Here is a 15,712-nt window from a genome sequence, read left to right as displayed (position 1 = left end):
ATTATATTATGATAAAATATAAAAACAAAAAATCTATAATTCCACTTTCAAGTTGGATAAAAGAGTAATTGGTTATGGGAAAAACGGCAAGACAATTCAATAAAATATACATTGATTACAAAAAGAAATTTAAAAAGCCAATTCAACAAGTTTTGAAGTTAATGCCATATACTTTTTCAGATGATGATATTGTTAATACATTTAAAGAGTTATACCCACATTTGTGGGATGATTTGAATAAACAGTATAATTTTTGGCATAACAAAAATATGGTTCTGCTTAATTATGGGAAAAAAAGCAGATATAATTTTAGAAAACCTTATAATTTTATTTTAGATTGTTCTTTTCATAGTGTGAATAAACTTAGAAAAGATAAGAATAGAATTATTTTGGAAAAAGATGATATGGAAAATTTAAAGAATGAAATAAAGCAGATATCAAAATCCAAATTTGATAAAAGAAAACAAAAAGACGACGGCACATTAAGATTTATTCAAGAAATAGAACCGCAATATACATCTTTTTTTATAGATAAATATTTTAAAACCTATGACTTGCATCAAAAATTAGAGATAATGAGAGAACTTTCAAAATACAAATCACCAAATATTACTGAGTTTTTTTATAAGGTTAATTCATGTACAAGAAATTTTTCTTTAAAAGAAGAAGCCCAAAACTACATTCAATCTATTGGATTACCATTTATGTTAAGACGTAAGAAAAAAGGAAAGAAAAATTATATTGATAACGAAATTGTAAAAAACAATTCAGGTCCTGAAGTTTTAAAACAGAGACTGTACGTAGATGACTTAGAGAAGGTAAAAAAATTTGATGTTTTTATATCTCATAACTCTAGTGATATGAATCAAATAGTTGAATTTTATAAAAACCTAAATACAAAAGGATATGTGGCTTATATAGACTGGGTTAATGATAAATACGATTTGAAACGAGAATGGTGTAATGTTTCAACATCAGAAATTATTAAACTAAGAATACATCAGAGTAAGATTTTTATAATTTTTTTAACAGAATCTTCTTTTAAATCACAATGGTGTTCATGGGAACTTGGGTATGCAGACGCTTTGGATAAAAAAATTTATGTTTATATTTCACCCAATTTAAAAAAAGAAGATATCCCTATTTTCTACAAAGGTTACACTGAAATAAAAAGTGTTGATGAAATTATTATAGAAAATTATTGAACTAAGATGAATTACGTTAATGTAAAGGAGATTGCTACCTTTCTATCTCCTTGCACATGTAGATTCTATAAATCTTTTGTATTTGATAAAGCTCACACGTATTAGATCTTGTAAAGAGTAATCTTGCATAATTCCATTCCTATCTCGTGAGCTTTTATAGGATTAACATCTCCTGGTAGAAAAGATTGGATTAAATGTCTAGCCAAAACTGTACCCTTAGTATCATTATCTTCTCGTGTTTTTATAAATTGAATATGGGCAGTAGATGGATGACATTTAAATGTAGATACCAAGACTTTTTCATCAGTTTTTTCACTCTTAGTTATATAGTCTATTGCCAAATTTAGAGTTGATTTTATAGGATGTATTTTTGTAATTGCCATACTAATCACCAGAACTTTCTTTTGATTTATTAAGAAGTAGGGAATGGATCTGCCATATTTCTCTTGATAATTTTTCTATTTGTTTATTCATCGATTCAATATCATTTTTGTAAATAACACCAGTTGTATTAGTAGCTTTTGCAATCTGGTTTATATTATTTGTTGCATTTGAAAGTAGCCATTGTAGGTTTCTAAATGGTTCTAAATCTACAACATAAATCTCCTTTTCTAAAACACATTTTCTAAGAAAGTGGGACATTGTTTTGCAATTTGCAAGTTTCATTTTCTTTTCAAAAACTTCCTTTTCTTCCTTAGTTAATTTTATTTCTATTCTTTCATTTCTAAATCTATTTGTCATTTTATTCTCCTTTATAAATATATTTCGGGGTCTTAGGGTTCTCCCTAACAAGGTAAAAATTAAGAAAATGGAGCAATCCGTAAAGGTCTGCTCCATTAATTTTTTCGTAAGTGTCCGTACACTTACTGTGCTTGCTATTAAAGTTATAAGCGTTAAGCGTGTTATTTAATTATTACCATTATACCATAAAATTGAAATGTTTGTATCTAATAGAAAAGCTTAAAATATAGATGTACGATTAATATGCTATAGTGTATTTTTAGTATAAAATCTAATTTTTGGGTATAATTTAATTAATTATTATGATGCATTAGGAGGTAGAGTTTTGGAATTAAATCATGAAGATATTATAGAAAATGTACTTGAAGGATATATTTTTTCTGAAAAAAAGGTTACTGATGAATGTAAAATTTATACAATTGAAAATTCTACTGGCTGTGGTGAAATGCGTTGCTACAATTTATTTGAAGGTGTTCAATTATCTTATAATAACCTAAATATGGAGACAGCATATCAAAAAATAAATCCTAAAAGCAGGGTTTTAGAAATAGATCATTGTTTAGAGGGATGTTATGAGTTTAAACTTGAAAATAATGAACGCGCTCTGATAGGTAAAGGCGATCTAAGTGTAATCGAAATAGGCAAAGTTCCTTTTGAAGATTCGTGCATACCAACAAAAAAATATGTGGGACTTTCAATATTTATTGATATTGAAAAGGCACAAAATTCTATTGATAAATACTTTCCGTATGCAAAAATTGATTTGTTAGAAATAAAAGATCGTCTGTGTAAAAATGGTGCAGCTTTAATTATTCATTCACGTCATGAGATAGACCATGTTATTAGTGAACTTTATAGAGTAGATTCTAGAATAAGACTTTCTTATTCAATTATAAAAACAATAGAGTTGTTATTATTTTTAAATTTAGTTGAAAGTTCAGATACTTTTAAGTTAACATCTTTTTCAGAACCAGTATATGAAGCAACTGTAGAATCATATAAGACGATTCTAAATAATCCTTTTGAAAGATATTCTATTTCTGATTTATCAAAAAAATATGCTATTTCAGAATCCAGTTTGAAGAGATGTTTCATATACATAACTGGAAGCTCAATAGGTAATTTTATTAGGGAAAATTGTTTAGAAGCCGCTGCTAAATTATTAATTCATAAACCCTTAATGTCGATAGGAGAGATTTCTGATTTGTCAGGATATTTGAATCCTAGTAAATTTTCTGAGTCATTCAAAAAACATTTTGGGCAAACTCCTCAAGAATATAGAAAAAAATCCATCTGACATTTTTAGAGCAAATAAAGAGCTGTCAGGTTATAAAGAAAATATCCATCTTACTTTATAATAAAGTTGAGATGGATATTTTTTTGTAAATATTCTCTATACACATTCTATGTACATTTTATTAATTAACGGAGGTGTTTTATGAACAATAAAAAAATGACTACAAAAGATGTAGTAACAGTAGCTATTATGATTGCTTTATTTTATGCAATTTCTATTGTTATTGGAATGAGTACGGTTGCTGTTCCAGTTGTATATATTTATGGTACTGCTGGAATTGAAATGTTTATAGGAGCTATTTTCTACTTAGTAGCAGCTAACAGACTTAATAAACACGGGCTATTATTTATATGGATATTAATTTATGGTCTTATCACAGCAGCTATGGGTTATGTGTTTATGCTTCCATATTTTATTGGACTTGCTATTTTGTGTGAAATAGTAATGATAGGCAAAGACACTTATATAAATCCAATAAGAAATATGATTGGCTGGAGTGTTTATGGTGCTGGTATGTTCATGGGAATAGGAGTTCCATGTTGGATAGCTTGGGAATCTTATCAAAAGCAAGCTTTAGAGAGTGGGTTTGCAGATAAGACATTAACATTGCAATATAATTTGGTATCTTCACCAAAACTACTATTATTAGGTGTAACAATAACCGTTATATTATCTGCTTTAGGTGTTTTGTTTGCACAAAAAATTCTTAAAAAGCACTTTAAAAAGGCGGGTATTTTAGAGTAAATGGAGATATATGGGAAATGAAAATAGAAAAAATAAGTGGAATAACTTGTCTTTTTTTAACTATAATTTCCTGTATGGTGTCAATATTTACAAAAAGTTACTATATGCATGCTCTGTTTGTAGGATGGCTTTGTATGCTTTTAGCATATTTTGGTTTTATCAAGCAGAGCATTATTTATTTTATGATATATAGTTTTACTACATTTTGGTTATTAAAAATGATACCTAGTGGTGTAGTTATAATTTCACCAATGCTTTTGGGAATGTTGTATAAATTCATAGTTCCAATCATGGCAGGATTTTTAACTTTTAAGATACCATCAGGAAAATTAATTTCAATATTTCACAAATTAATGTTGCCACGAAATTTTGTACTTATATTAACGGTAATTATTCGATTTGTACCAACAATTGCTGGGGAATTTAGAACAATAAAAGAAGCTATGAAAGTAAGGGGATTTACAGGTAACTTTTTTCATATTTTATCAAATCCTTTGAGGACTCTTGAATATGCTATAGTTCCTTTAATTTTTCGTTCTATAAAAGTAGGGGATGAATTATCAGCAGCAGCGATTGTTAGAGGAATTGAAAACCCAATAAAAAGGGATTCATATTATAGCAATAGGTTGTGTAAATTAGACATAATTATAATAACTACAAGCTTTGTTTTATTTATATTATGTCTTATATGAGAGGTGCATCATTGAATAATAAAGTTGAAATTAGGAAATTATCTTTTTCGTATAATAGCAATAAAGATGAACAGTTGAAAGATATAAATTTAGACATTAAAGATGGTGAATGTTGTGTAATTATAGGGGAGTCGGGATGTGGCAAGTCTACTTTGACAAGAGCTATAAATGGATTAATTCCAAATTTTTACGAAGGAAATTTAGATGGAGAAGTATTTATTGATAGTAAATCTATCAAAAATTTAAAATCATGGGAGATAGCAAAGTTAGTCGGTAATGTATTTCAAGATCCTAGAAGCCAATTTTTTGCCAATGAAGTTAATGGAGAAATTGCATTTGGACCGGAAAATTTGGGATATAAGCGTGATGAAATAATAAGAAGAGTAAATGAATCAAGTGAGAAAATGAATATTGATAAATTGTTAAATAATAGGATATACAATTTATCCTATGGAATTAGGCAAAAAGTAGCAATTTGTTCAGCGAGAGCTATCGAACCATCTATATATGTATTTGATGAACCATCTGCAAATCTTGATTTGAAATCAATATATAAATTTTCAAAACTTATAATGGACTTAAAAAATGAAGGGAAAACTATAGTAATTGTTGAGCATAGGTTATTTTATTTAAAAGGAATAGCTGATAGGTATTTATTGATACAAAATGGATCTTTAACAAATAGTTATAAAGCAGAAGAATTTGAAAAAATTAGTTCAAAAGACTTAAATGCATTGGGCTTACGCTCAATAAATCTTGATGATATTGTTGTAGATGACCACAAAGTTAAAGAAAAAGAAATTAGTAGTGACAATTCTTTTGATTTTGAGGTGAAAAATATTAGTAAAAAATATAAAAATAATTTCGTACTAAAAGATGTGTCACTTAAATTTGATAGCAATGAGACTATTGCTTTAGTAGGAATAAATGGAACAGGTAAAAGTACACTCGGTAAAATTTATTCTGGGATTCAAAATCAGACTGATGGAGAAATAAAGATAAATGGACTCAAAGCTAATAAAAAGATGAGGTTAAGCAAAGTGTGGTATATTCCTCAAGATTTAGACTCTCAATTATTTGGGGAAGATTTGATGGATGAATTATTAACTGGGTTAAAAAATAGAGAAGATTATATCACGAAAGCAGAGGAACTTTTAAAAAAAGTTGGATTATTTGATATAAGAGATAAGCATCCAGCAACTTTATCAGGTGGTCAAAAACAGAGATTGGTTCTATGCGTAGCTATGTTGAGAGAAACACCTTTTATTATATTGGATGAGCCGACATCAGGGCTTGATTTCAGGAGTATGGATAAGGTGGGGAGATTAATCAAAGAGGAACAAAAAAAAGGAACAAAATTTTTGATAATTTCTCATGATATTGAATTTATAGCAAAGACGTGTGATAGACTTGTAAAACTAGAGAATGGGATAATAACAGAAGATTTTTATATTGATAATATAGGACAGCTGTTAAGAGCTATGGAGGCTAAATAATTTAGGAGGTGCGTAATGGAAGTTTTAAAAAAGCATATAGGACAAATTTTATCATCAGTTATTATTGCAGTAATTGGTGTTTTTTGTAGTGTTGTACCATATTTTGCTTTAGCTAAGATTACTCAAAATATAGCAATTAATAATACAGAATTAGAATTCTATATAAGACCAATTTTGCTTATTTTAGTTGGGTTAATAGGAAGTGTTATTTTTCATGAGATTTCAACTTTAATTTCTCACAACTTAGCATTTCGCATAATAGAGGATGAAAGAAAGAAACTTGTAAGAAAAATTAATAGATTATCAATGGGAGAAATTGAAAAACGATCTAGTGGAGAATGGACTCAGTTTATGGTAGAAACTTTGAATAAAATTGAGCAACCGATAGCTCATGTTATTCCTGAAGTAATAGCTAATCTTATCATTCCAATCGCTTTAGTAGTTATTATTTTTATAATGGATTGGAGGATTGGAATTGCAAATCTTATTACATTACCACTAGGGGTGTTATTTTCAATTCTAATGATGGGTGGATATGAAGAAAAATCACGAAATTATCAAGAAGCCGCAAAAAACATGAATACAACAGCTGTTGAATATATTAGAGGTATTCAAGTTATAAAGGCATTCAATAAATCTGCATCATCATATGGAAAATTTGTAGATGCTGTAAATAGTAATAGAGACAGTATGCTAAATTGGTATTTAAGTGTTTGTTTCTATATGACAGCAGCAATGGAAGTTTTACCATCAACTTTATTATTTGTTTTACCAACTTCTTTATACTTGTATATGAATGGAAGTATTGAAGTAGGCAATCTAATAATGTGTGTTTTATTATCTTATGCCTGCTACAAACCTTTGATTAAAGCTATGAGTCATATGGATACTATGGCGAATGTAAGAGTTGTAATAGATGAAATAAAAAATGTTATGGAGTTACCAGAGTTAGAACGAGGTAATGGAGAGGAAAAAATAAGATCATACGATATTAATTTTGAAAATGTATGTTTTGCCTATAATGATAAGAAAAAAGTTTTTGATAACTTATCCTTTAGTGCAAAAGAAAATAAACTTACAGCTATTGTTGGTTATTCTGGCGGTGGAAAATCCACTATTGCTAAGCTAATTGCGGGATATTGGAATATTAATAAAGGAAAAATATCCGTAGGAAATGTAAATCTTAAAGATGTTTCTCTTGAAAAGAACATGGAACTTGTAACCTATGTATCACAAGAAAATTATCTATTTAGAAAAAGTATTATAGATAATATGAGAATGGCAAATCAAAATGCTAGTATTGAAGAGATAAAAGACGCTTGTAAAAAAGCTTCTTGTCATGACTTTATTATGAGTCTTCCTAATGGATATGAAACCATAATTGGAGAATCTGGGAGCAACTTGTCTGGAGGAGAGAGACAAAGACTTACAATAGCAAGAGCTTTGCTTAAAGATAGCCCAATAGTTTTATTAGACGAAGCTACAGCATATTCTGATCCAGATAATGAAGCTGAAATTCAAAAATCTATAGATGCATTAGTTGAAAATAAAACGGTTATTATGATTGCTCATAGGCTTTCTACAATAATAGGAGCCGATAAGATCATAGTATTAAACAATGGGGAAATTGAAGCAGAAGGAACTCATAAAGAACTTCTTGGAAAAAGTGAAACATATGCAAAAATGTGGAAATCACATATAAGTTTATCAAACGATAGGGGTGAGTAAATGAAAGAATTAATTCACAAGTTATATTGGGTCGCTGGAAAAGAATCTTCCAAAATTAGCAAGATGTTTTTCTTTGAAGTATTAAAAAGTATATTTGAAGGAATATCCCTTGGAGCTACAATGTTGCTTTTACTTAAAATATTTCAAAATATATTTGAAGGAAGAAATATTACACAAGAAGACATCTATGTCGTATTTGCAATAGCTCTACTAAGTGTAGTAGGGAAAATATTATCTAGTTATATGGCTGATAGAAATAAATACATCGCAACTTACAATATGGGAGCAGAAAATAGGCTATATATAGGTGATCAGCTAAAAAAAGTGAATATGGGATATTTTAGCAGTAATCGCCTTGGAAACATTTCAGGCGGATTAACCACAGTTATAGGTGAACTTGAAACCGTAGGAGTTAATATAATAGAAACTTTATTTGTGGGAGTAATTCAAACTATAATAATGGCGATATTTATGATTCCGTTTGATATAGTTACAGGTTCTATAATTTTAGGAACTTTATTCTTAGGAATGTTATGCAATGTTATCTTTCAAAAGAAATCAGATGAGTTGACTAAAAAATTACAAGCTTTAAAAATAAATCTAAACGCATCTACTTTAGAGTATGTTAAAGGTATTAGTGTTATTAAATCATTTGGAAAAAGTGGTGAAATGACTAAAGAATTGGACAGAGAGATTTATAAAAATAGAAGAGGCTTTATAAATGTTGAAAAAACTGTAGCACCTGCTGCTTTGATATTTCTAATTATATTTAAATTAGGGATTTGTCTTATTATATTTTCAGCTATTTATAGATTTTGTATAGGAGAAATTGATCACTATAAAGCTGTAATGCTTGTAGTGTCTAGTTTTATTGTTTTTTCTGGTTTTGAAATGGCTGGAAGTATGCAAAACGTTAGAGGAATAGCTATACAAAACTTGGATTCAATTGCTAAACTTAGGAATTTACCAACAATTTCAGAAGGCACAAGAACAAGCTTTGAAAAAGGAGATATAAATCTAAAGGACGTTGACTTCTCATATGACGAACAGAACTTATTTAACGGTTTAAATTTAGATATTCCAAAAGGTAAGACTACAGCAATTGTAGGTGGTTCTGGAAGTGGAAAAACAACACTTTGTAATTTGATAGCTAGATTTTGGGATGTAGATTCTGGAGAAATATTGATTGATGATAATAACATAAAAGATTTTAGGTATGACAATCTGTTATCTAATTTCACTTTTGTTTTTCAAGACGTCTATTTATTTGATGACACTATAAAAAACAACATTAAGTTCGGAAATACAGAAGCTAGTGATGAGGAAGTTATTAATGTTGCTAAGCAAGCACAGTGTCATGAATTTATTATGAAGTTGTCAGATGGTTATGACACAGTTTTACAAGAGGGTGGTTCAAATTTATCTGGAGGAGAGCGTCAGAGAATATCTATAGCAAGAGCTATGCTAAAACCAAGCAGAATTGTTATTCTTGACGAAGCTACTTCAAGTGTAGATCCAGAAAATGAACAACAACTTATAACTGCTTTAAACAATTTGTTAAAAGATAAAACTGTAATTGTGATTGCACATAAACTTGAAACTATTAAAAATGCTGATCAAATTGTTGTTATGGATAAAGGAAATATTGAAAGTATTGGTAAACATAAAGAGCTTATGGAAAAATCACACATATACAAGAGTTTTATTGAGAAAAGAGAAAAAGCTACTGGTTGGAAAATTGAATAAAATTTAATAGAGGATGATTTTATGAAACAAGATATGAAAGAACAATTATTAACAAAAAGACCCATAGATTTACTTTTTCAATTATCTGTCCCTGCTGTAATAGGAATGATAGTAATAGGTCTTTATCCACTAATGGATGGAATTTTTGCAGGAAATATTATAGGACAAACTGCAATGACAGCTTGTGGTGTAGCTATGCCACTTACCTTTTTTAATAGTGGAGTATCTACACTCATAGGTGTAGGTTCAGCATCAGTTTTATCAAGAGCTATAGGAAAGGGTGACCAAAAAACAGTTGATAAAATTATGGGGAATTTAATCTTTTGGGTTATTCTATTCTCATCAATTATTACAATAGGCGGAATTTTACTTGCACCACATTTTTTAGATATGGTTGGAGCAAGTGGAGAAATTAAAGAATATGGTATCAGATATTTACGAGTAATTTTCATTGGTTCTTTATTTGTAAACTTTACTCAATCAGCAAACATGGTTATGCGTGGAGAAGGATTAATGAAAAAAGCAATGCTCATTATGGGGCTAGGGGCTTTTTTAAACATAATTCTTGATCCAATTCTAATGAAATTAATGGGAAGATACGCAATAGAAGGAGCTGCACTTGCAACTATTACAGCACAATTTGTTCAAGCGATAATAACACTCCATTACTTCAAATATAAAAGTAAAGCAGTAAAAATAAATAAAATCAAACCTGATCAGGAAATAAAAAAAGAAATGTTTGGCGTAGGGTCATCTGCTATGATGATGCAAATTTTATTTATGATTCAACAAACAATGCTATATAAAATGTCATTTAAATATGGCGGAGATACAAATGCTATCTTGATGGCAGCAACACTTAGAGTATATGCCTTTTCATTCATTCCACTTTGGGGAATGAGTCAAGGTTTACAACCTGTAGTTGGTACAAATTTTGGAGCGAAAAAATACGACAGAGTAAAAGAAGCTATGAAAGTATTTTCTATCGGAGGATTAGTTCTTGCATCAATATTTTGGATACCAGCATTAGCATTTTCAAAGAATATTCTTTCTTTATTTGGAGTAGAAGAAAGTATTATAACTCAGGGAATAGGAAACTTTAGACTATTTTATTCTATCTTTATCCTATATGGAGTAATGGTAATGACTATAACATTCTTCCAATCAATAGGAAACGCTAAAAAAGCCGGCATAATAGTAATGCTAAGACAGTTATTTTTATTCGTACCTGCCATGATTATTTTACCAATGATATTTGGAGTTAAAGCAGTATGGTTTGCAGAACCCCTTGTAGATTTAATTATGATAATAGCTGGTGTAGTAATGATGTTTGGGGAATTAAATAGGATGGATAAAATTAGTTTGAAAAACTAAATACAAATAACAATCGAAAAAGTTTCTTTCATTTTAGAGGATTTATGCCTAATAGCATAAGTCCTCTTTTTATGTTCAAATTAATCATTAAAACTCAAAAAGACTATAGAAAAATAAAAATTCTGGTTACCAAAGAGGGCAAATTTCACTTTATAAAGTGAGGGGTGTTTTATCATCTTTCTATAAAAATCAAAATACTTTGAAGTGTGAATATTCTTGAAATTGATTATGTGAGATTAGCATATTTCAAATTTAATCCACTTATCAAGGTAAAAAAATAATTTACATAGGAGGTAAAATGCAAGCAATAAAGATTTATAGTATGAGAGTTGCTATGTTATGTAGACTTTATGATCTTAAATTAATTAATGATAAGGAATATACAAAAATAAAAAATAGAATAGAAAATGATTATAAGAAGAGAGATAGAAAGTAGTTAAATTTGTGATATAATAACACTGTAGAAAGATACAAAATGGGAAGGAGGTAAAATGAATACTAAAGTAAAATTAATAAAAGCTTCAAATACAGGAGCAAGAAATAGAAATGCACTACATTTAGATTTAAAACGAGTTGCAGCATATTGTCGAGTTAGCACTGATAGTAAAGACCAACTTGAATCATACAAATCGCAAGTTGATTATTATACAAATCTAATAAAAAACAATAAGAACTGGACTTTAGCTGGTATATACGCAGATGAAGCAACAACAGGAACAACTGCTACTAAAAGAGCTGATTTCATGAGACTGATTAGCGATTGTCAAAATGGAGATATAGATATGATAATAACAAAATCTATATCAAGATTTGCTAGAAACACATTAGATACTTTGAAATATGTAAGATTATTAAAGGAAAATAATGTTGGTGTAGTATTTGAAGAAGAAAATATAGATACTTTGACAATGGATGGAGAGCTACTATTAACAATATTAAGTTCAGTAGCTCAACAAGAAGTAGAAAATACCTCAGCCCATGTGAAAAAAGGACTAAAAATGAAAATGGAAAAAGGGGAGCTTATTGGTTTTCAAGGTTGCCTTGGATACGACTATGACCCTATAACAAAAAGTGTCTCTATAAATGAAGAAGAAGCTAAGATTGTTAGATATATCTTTAAAAGATATTTAGAAGGCAATGGTGGTTCGGTCATTGGTAGGGAACTAGAAGAACAAGGATATCTCACTCCTAGAGGTAAAACAAAATGGTCTGACACTACAGTGTTAGGAGTAATTAAAAATGAAAAGTATATTGGCGATATACTAATGGGAAAGACCTTCACAGTTGATCCCATAACAAAAAGAAGACTAGCAAACTTTGGTGAATCTGATAAATATCATATTGAAAATCATCACGAGCCAATTATATCAAAAGAAGATTTTGAGAAGGCTCAGGAGATTAGACTCAGGAGAGCACAAAATAGAAACACCATTGCTAATAAGGATAGAAAAAGAGAAAAACTATCAAGACAATACGCTTTTTCAAGTATGCTGGAATGTGGATTTTGTGGAGAGATACTTTCAAGAAGAACTTGGCACACCAGTTCCATTTACAAAAAAATTAACTGGCAATGTGTAAAGTCAACAAAAAAAGGTAAAAAATATTGCCCTCATTCAAAAGGAATACAAGAAGCAGCAATAGAAAAAGCTTTCGTTGAAAGCTATAGGCAATTATATCATGCAGATTCAACAGTAATAGATGACTTTTTAAAAATTGTAGAAGAAGAAATAAATGATAATACTTTAGTCAAAGATTTGAAAAAGTTAGAAAACCAATTAAACAGAATTATTAGTCAAGAAAGAAAGTTAGTTGATCTTCATTTAGAAGATAGTATAGACGAAGAAGTTTATGCTAAAAAGTATAAAAAACTTACAAAACAAAAAGAAGAATTACTTGATGAAAAGAAAACACTAGAGCTAACTATCAAAGATGAAAACTCTATTAAAGAAAGACTAAAGCAATTTAAAAAGGTCTTAGAAAATAGAGAAATTATAGAGGAATTTAACAGAATAGTATTTGAAAGCATAGTTAATAAAGTTGTGGTGGGTAGAATTGACAAAGACGGAACAGTTCATCCATATGACTTAACATTCTATTTCAAAACAGGAGTTAAAGATAGTCAAGATTCTAATAACTTTAAAGACAAAAGAAAAAATGCCAAAGACAATGACATTAATAAATTGTGTTCCTACAAGAATGACGAGGATAAAAAATTATGTTCCCAATCAAAAGACAACGCATGTGGAGACGGTAGCACTTTTGTCCAAACTCGATGTCGATAAGCACATAAGTGTTGAAATTGAGCTGGATGAGATGGATTTGACAAGTGCGGAGAGCAAAGCAACATATACTCAAATCAAAGAATATGTTTGGAATAAATTTCAATTAAAAGTTTCAACATTATATATTGCACAGATAAAAAGGAAATGTGGAATAGAATTACGAGAACATTACAATAAGTCTAAAAAGGAGAAACAAAATATTCCACAGTGTACACCTGAAAAAGAAGAAGCCATCACGGATGCCTTGAGACACTTCAAAATGATTGAATAGAAAGGAATGACTGCCTATGACTCTCAGCATTTAAGACATTCATGCTCGGTATAGGAACAGCTATTATTCCTTTCTTACAAGGTATCAGTGAGAGAACAAGCTCAATATAAAGATTGATATGATCATTTTTATATTTAAAGGAGCGTTGAAATGATTGATAAAAGCAATAAAAAATTTTGGGATAAATTTGCTAAGCTATATGCTCCTTGCATGAAAAAAATAAAGGAGTATATGATAAAGTTTGCGAATACATTCGTCCTCATTTGAATAAAGACATGGAGGTGCTTGAACTTGCTTGTGGGTTTCGTGTCATAATAGTGATAGAGGCAAATAGTTATGTAAATATAAGGAGTTCAAAACTTCTACCAAATTTTAAAACTCAAAAAATAAATAGTTGGTGTGCTGCTTAGAGTAATTATTATATAATAATTATTGTAAAGAGTACATCAACATAAGGAGGTAGTTAGATGCCAAGAAAAGGGGTAACCATATATGATTAATTAATATCTTGTCCAGGCGATGTTACAGATTTTTTAGAAATAATAAAAGAAAGTGTTGAAAGCTTTAATAGAACTTTTGGTGATTTAAATAATATCGAAGTAGTTACTAAACACTGGTCTACAAATAGTTATCCTGAATCAGGTGATAAACCACAAGAATTATTAAATAAACAATTTGTTAGAAATTGTGATGCTGCAGTTGCAGTTTTTTGGACAAGATTTGGTACACCAACTGATAAGTATGGATCTGGTACAGAAGAGGAAATAGAAGAGATGCTTTTAGCTAATAAGAAAGTATTTATGTATTTTTTGAATGCTCCTATTAATCCTTCCGAATTCAATCAAGAACAATATCAAAAAGTGTTAGAATTTAGAGGAAAATATAAGGATAAAGGAATATACGCAATAGTTGATGATAAATTTGATTTTCAGCGACAATTTACCAATCATTTATCATTATATTTTTTATCATTAATTTGGGATTTAGGAAACTCGAAAAGTGAAATATTAAATCCTATGTTAAAAATAAGAGATTTAAATACATTTTCAGAAGAATATTGTTCAATAAGTATGAATAAGTTGTTAGAGTCAAAATTTATTAACAATCAAAAAGATAAAATAATAGAGAGTATTGAAACTTTAAATAATTTTATTTTGCCAGAACGTAGTAAAGATATAAGTTCAGAAAAATATAATTTTAACGAATTAACTAATATTACCAAATCATATGGACAAATTAGTAAACTTAGTGGGATAAATAATTATGTAAAAATTAGTGACGAATGGATAAAAGCTATTAATGATTTTGCTAATAAAAATCAAATTAACATTGAAGAAAATTTTTGGAATTTGGGAAACTTAAAGAGTTATAGTTCTCAGCTACAGCTTCCATTTGGGAGTAGTGGACCTTCGTATTATGGAACTGATGAGGAGAAAAAACGCTATTCGTTGTTAAAAAAACTTTATATTAGTATAAAAGAATATAATGAATGTAACGAGTATTTTGGATATATAGATAATGTTAAAGTTATTAAATTAATGATTTCAAATTTAGGTAATACATTTGATGAAGATATTGATATTAAATTGATTATACCAAAAGGATACATTCTTAAACATAAAGATTTACCTGATCCAGGCATGAATATTATAGAAGACTTACATGAAATGAAACTTTTTGATTTCATATTTTCAATTCAAGAGAGTGATACTGTTAATAGATATGAAGATTCAAAAGTGGATAATTTAAATTTTAGACATGTTAATAGACTTAGTCCAATTTTAACAAAAAGCATTAAGGATGAATATGAAGATAACAAATATGATTATCGAGATTTATTAGATGACATATTTTCATATAAGCAAGTTGAAAACTCAGATTCCGATATTTTGATTTTCGATATAAAGTATTTAAAACACAACTCTTCAATGGCATTTCCTTCTATTTTAATGTTTAAAAACCTTCCAGAATCAATAGAATATGAGATTACATCAAAACATATACCTGAAATTATAAAAGGGAAAATATATATTAAAGACAATATTAGTGGATGAAAAAGAGTTTTTAAGGTTATCTAATGATGAAAATTTAATATGTGAATCTCAGACGATAGAAAGTAATAATTCTGTCGTCTTT

The 15,712-nt window shown here is 28.9% G+C and carries 12 protein-coding genes and 2 pseudogenes; 12 read left to right on the top strand and 2 right to left on the bottom strand.

Annotation, left to right across the window (positions count from 1 at the left end):
• The first annotated feature begins 74 nt into the window (after window positions 1-74).
• Window positions 75-1,205, top strand: coding sequence for a toll/interleukin-1 receptor domain-containing protein (locus tag BQ7474_RS05690; protein ID WP_073998000.1), 1,131 nt, complete (start codon window positions 75-77; stop codon window positions 1,203-1,205).
• A gap of 122 nt (window positions 1,206-1,327) precedes the next feature.
• Here the strand turns inward: BQ7474_RS05690 and BQ7474_RS05685 are convergent.
• Both BQ7474_RS05685 and BQ7474_RS05680 read right to left on the bottom strand, forming a co-directional pair.
• Window positions 1,328-1,588, bottom strand: a pseudogene (locus BQ7474_RS05685) (relaxase/mobilization nuclease domain-containing protein); the annotation flags it as partial.
• A 1-nt stretch (window position 1,589) separates the two neighbouring features.
• Window positions 1,590-1,946 (bottom strand): plasmid mobilization protein, encoded by a 357-nt coding sequence (locus BQ7474_RS05680; RefSeq protein WP_073997999.1) that lies wholly within the window; start codon window positions 1,944-1,946, stop codon window positions 1,590-1,592.
• A gap of 325 nt (window positions 1,947-2,271) precedes the next feature.
• On the opposite strand from BQ7474_RS05680, the gene BQ7474_RS05675 reads away from it, so the two are divergent.
• The 11 genes and pseudogenes from BQ7474_RS05675 (at window position 2,272) to BQ7474_RS05625 (ending at window position 15,630) form a co-directional block, all read left to right on the top strand.
• Entirely contained in the window at window positions 2,272-3,243 is a 972-nt protein-coding gene (locus tag BQ7474_RS05675) for a helix-turn-helix domain-containing protein (protein WP_073997998.1), read from the top strand.
• A gap of 141 nt (window positions 3,244-3,384) precedes the next feature.
• Window positions 3,385-3,987 carry an MptD family putative ECF transporter S component gene (locus tag BQ7474_RS05670; protein WP_019117833.1) on the top strand — a complete coding sequence of 201 codons (603 nt, stop codon included), beginning with the start codon at window positions 3,385-3,387 and terminating at the stop codon, window positions 3,985-3,987.
• A gap of 17 nt (window positions 3,988-4,004) precedes the next feature.
• Complete coding sequence (locus BQ7474_RS05665) at window positions 4,005-4,679, top strand: energy-coupling factor transporter transmembrane component T family protein (protein ID WP_073997997.1); 675 nt, start codon at window positions 4,005-4,007, stop codon at window positions 4,677-4,679.
• Window positions 4,667-6,175 carry an ABC transporter ATP-binding protein gene (locus BQ7474_RS05660; protein WP_073997996.1) on the top strand — a complete coding sequence of 503 codons (1,509 nt, stop codon included), beginning with the start codon at window positions 4,667-4,669 and terminating at the stop codon, window positions 6,173-6,175. Before BQ7474_RS05665 ends, BQ7474_RS05660 begins: the two co-directional genes overlap by 13 nt.
• A gap of 15 nt (window positions 6,176-6,190) precedes the next feature.
• Window positions 6,191-7,903 (top strand): ABC transporter ATP-binding protein, encoded by a 1,713-nt coding sequence (locus BQ7474_RS05655; RefSeq protein WP_019117373.1) that lies wholly within the window; start codon window positions 6,191-6,193, stop codon window positions 7,901-7,903.
• Window positions 7,904-9,649, top strand: coding sequence for an ABC transporter ATP-binding protein (locus BQ7474_RS05650; RefSeq protein WP_073997995.1), 1,746 nt, complete (start codon window positions 7,904-7,906; stop codon window positions 9,647-9,649).
• A 21-nt stretch (window positions 9,650-9,670) separates the two neighbouring features.
• Window positions 9,671-11,023 carry an MATE family efflux transporter gene (locus tag BQ7474_RS05645; protein WP_073997994.1) on the top strand — a complete coding sequence of 451 codons (1,353 nt, stop codon included), beginning with the start codon at window positions 9,671-9,673 and terminating at the stop codon, window positions 11,021-11,023.
• Between the two features lie 298 nt (window positions 11,024-11,321).
• The gene (locus tag BQ7474_RS10685; protein WP_004838640.1) at window positions 11,322-11,459 is read left to right on the top strand and encodes a hypothetical protein; all 138 of its coding nucleotides are present in this window, start codon (window positions 11,322-11,324) and stop codon (window positions 11,457-11,459) included.
• Window positions 11,460-11,514: 55 nt separating this feature from the next.
• Complete coding sequence (locus tag BQ7474_RS05640) at window positions 11,515-13,305, top strand: recombinase family protein (RefSeq protein ID WP_073997993.1); 1,791 nt, start codon at window positions 11,515-11,517, stop codon at window positions 13,303-13,305.
• Window positions 13,256-13,576, top strand: a pseudogene (locus BQ7474_RS05635) (23S rRNA (uracil-5-)-methyltransferase RumA); the annotation flags it as partial. The gene BQ7474_RS05640 and the pseudogene BQ7474_RS05635, both read left to right, overlap by 50 nt.
• Before the next feature lie 773 nt (window positions 13,577-14,349).
• The gene (locus tag BQ7474_RS05625) at window positions 14,350-15,630 is read left to right on the top strand and encodes a hypothetical protein (protein WP_218188976.1); all 1,281 of its coding nucleotides are present in this window, start codon (window positions 14,350-14,352) and stop codon (window positions 15,628-15,630) included.
• Window positions 15,631-15,712: the final 82 nt, after the last annotated feature.

Source organism: Anaerococcus urinomassiliensis (assembly GCF_900128425.1).
Classification (GTDB): Bacteria; Bacillota; Clostridia; order Tissierellales; family Peptoniphilaceae; genus Anaerococcus; species Anaerococcus urinomassiliensis.
The sequence above is the reverse complement of the archived record's forward strand: the minus strand, read 5'-3'. Positions and strand labels throughout refer to the sequence as shown.

Bases quoted from the DNA above. Each gene is read 5' to 3' on its own strand.
- BQ7474_RS05690 (WP_073998000.1), top strand. From the start codon at position 75: ATGGGAAAAACGGCAAGACAATTCAATAAAATATACATTGATTACAAA.
- BQ7474_RS05680 (WP_073997999.1), bottom strand. From the start codon at position 1,946: ATGACAAATAGATTTAGAAATGAAAGAATAGAAATAAAATTAACTAAG.
- BQ7474_RS05670 (WP_019117833.1), top strand. From the start codon at position 3,385: ATGAACAATAAAAAAATGACTACAAAAGATGTAGTAACAGTAGCTATT.
- BQ7474_RS05665 (WP_073997997.1), top strand. From the start codon at position 4,005: ATGAAAATAGAAAAAATAAGTGGAATAACTTGTCTTTTTTTAACTATA.
- BQ7474_RS05660 (WP_073997996.1), top strand. From the start codon at position 4,667: ATGTCTTATATGAGAGGTGCATCATTGAATAATAAAGTTGAAATTAGG.
- BQ7474_RS05655 (WP_019117373.1), top strand. From the start codon at position 6,191: ATGGAAGTTTTAAAAAAGCATATAGGACAAATTTTATCATCAGTTATT.
- BQ7474_RS05650 (WP_073997995.1), top strand. From the start codon at position 7,904: ATGAAAGAATTAATTCACAAGTTATATTGGGTCGCTGGAAAAGAATCT.
- BQ7474_RS05645 (WP_073997994.1), top strand. From the start codon at position 9,671: ATGAAACAAGATATGAAAGAACAATTATTAACAAAAAGACCCATAGAT.
- BQ7474_RS10685 (WP_004838640.1), top strand. From the start codon at position 11,322: ATGCAAGCAATAAAGATTTATAGTATGAGAGTTGCTATGTTATGTAGA.
- BQ7474_RS05640 (WP_073997993.1), top strand. From the start codon at position 11,515: ATGAATACTAAAGTAAAATTAATAAAAGCTTCAAATACAGGAGCAAGA.
- BQ7474_RS05625 (WP_218188976.1), top strand. From the start codon at position 14,350: ATGCTTTTAGCTAATAAGAAAGTATTTATGTATTTTTTGAATGCTCCT.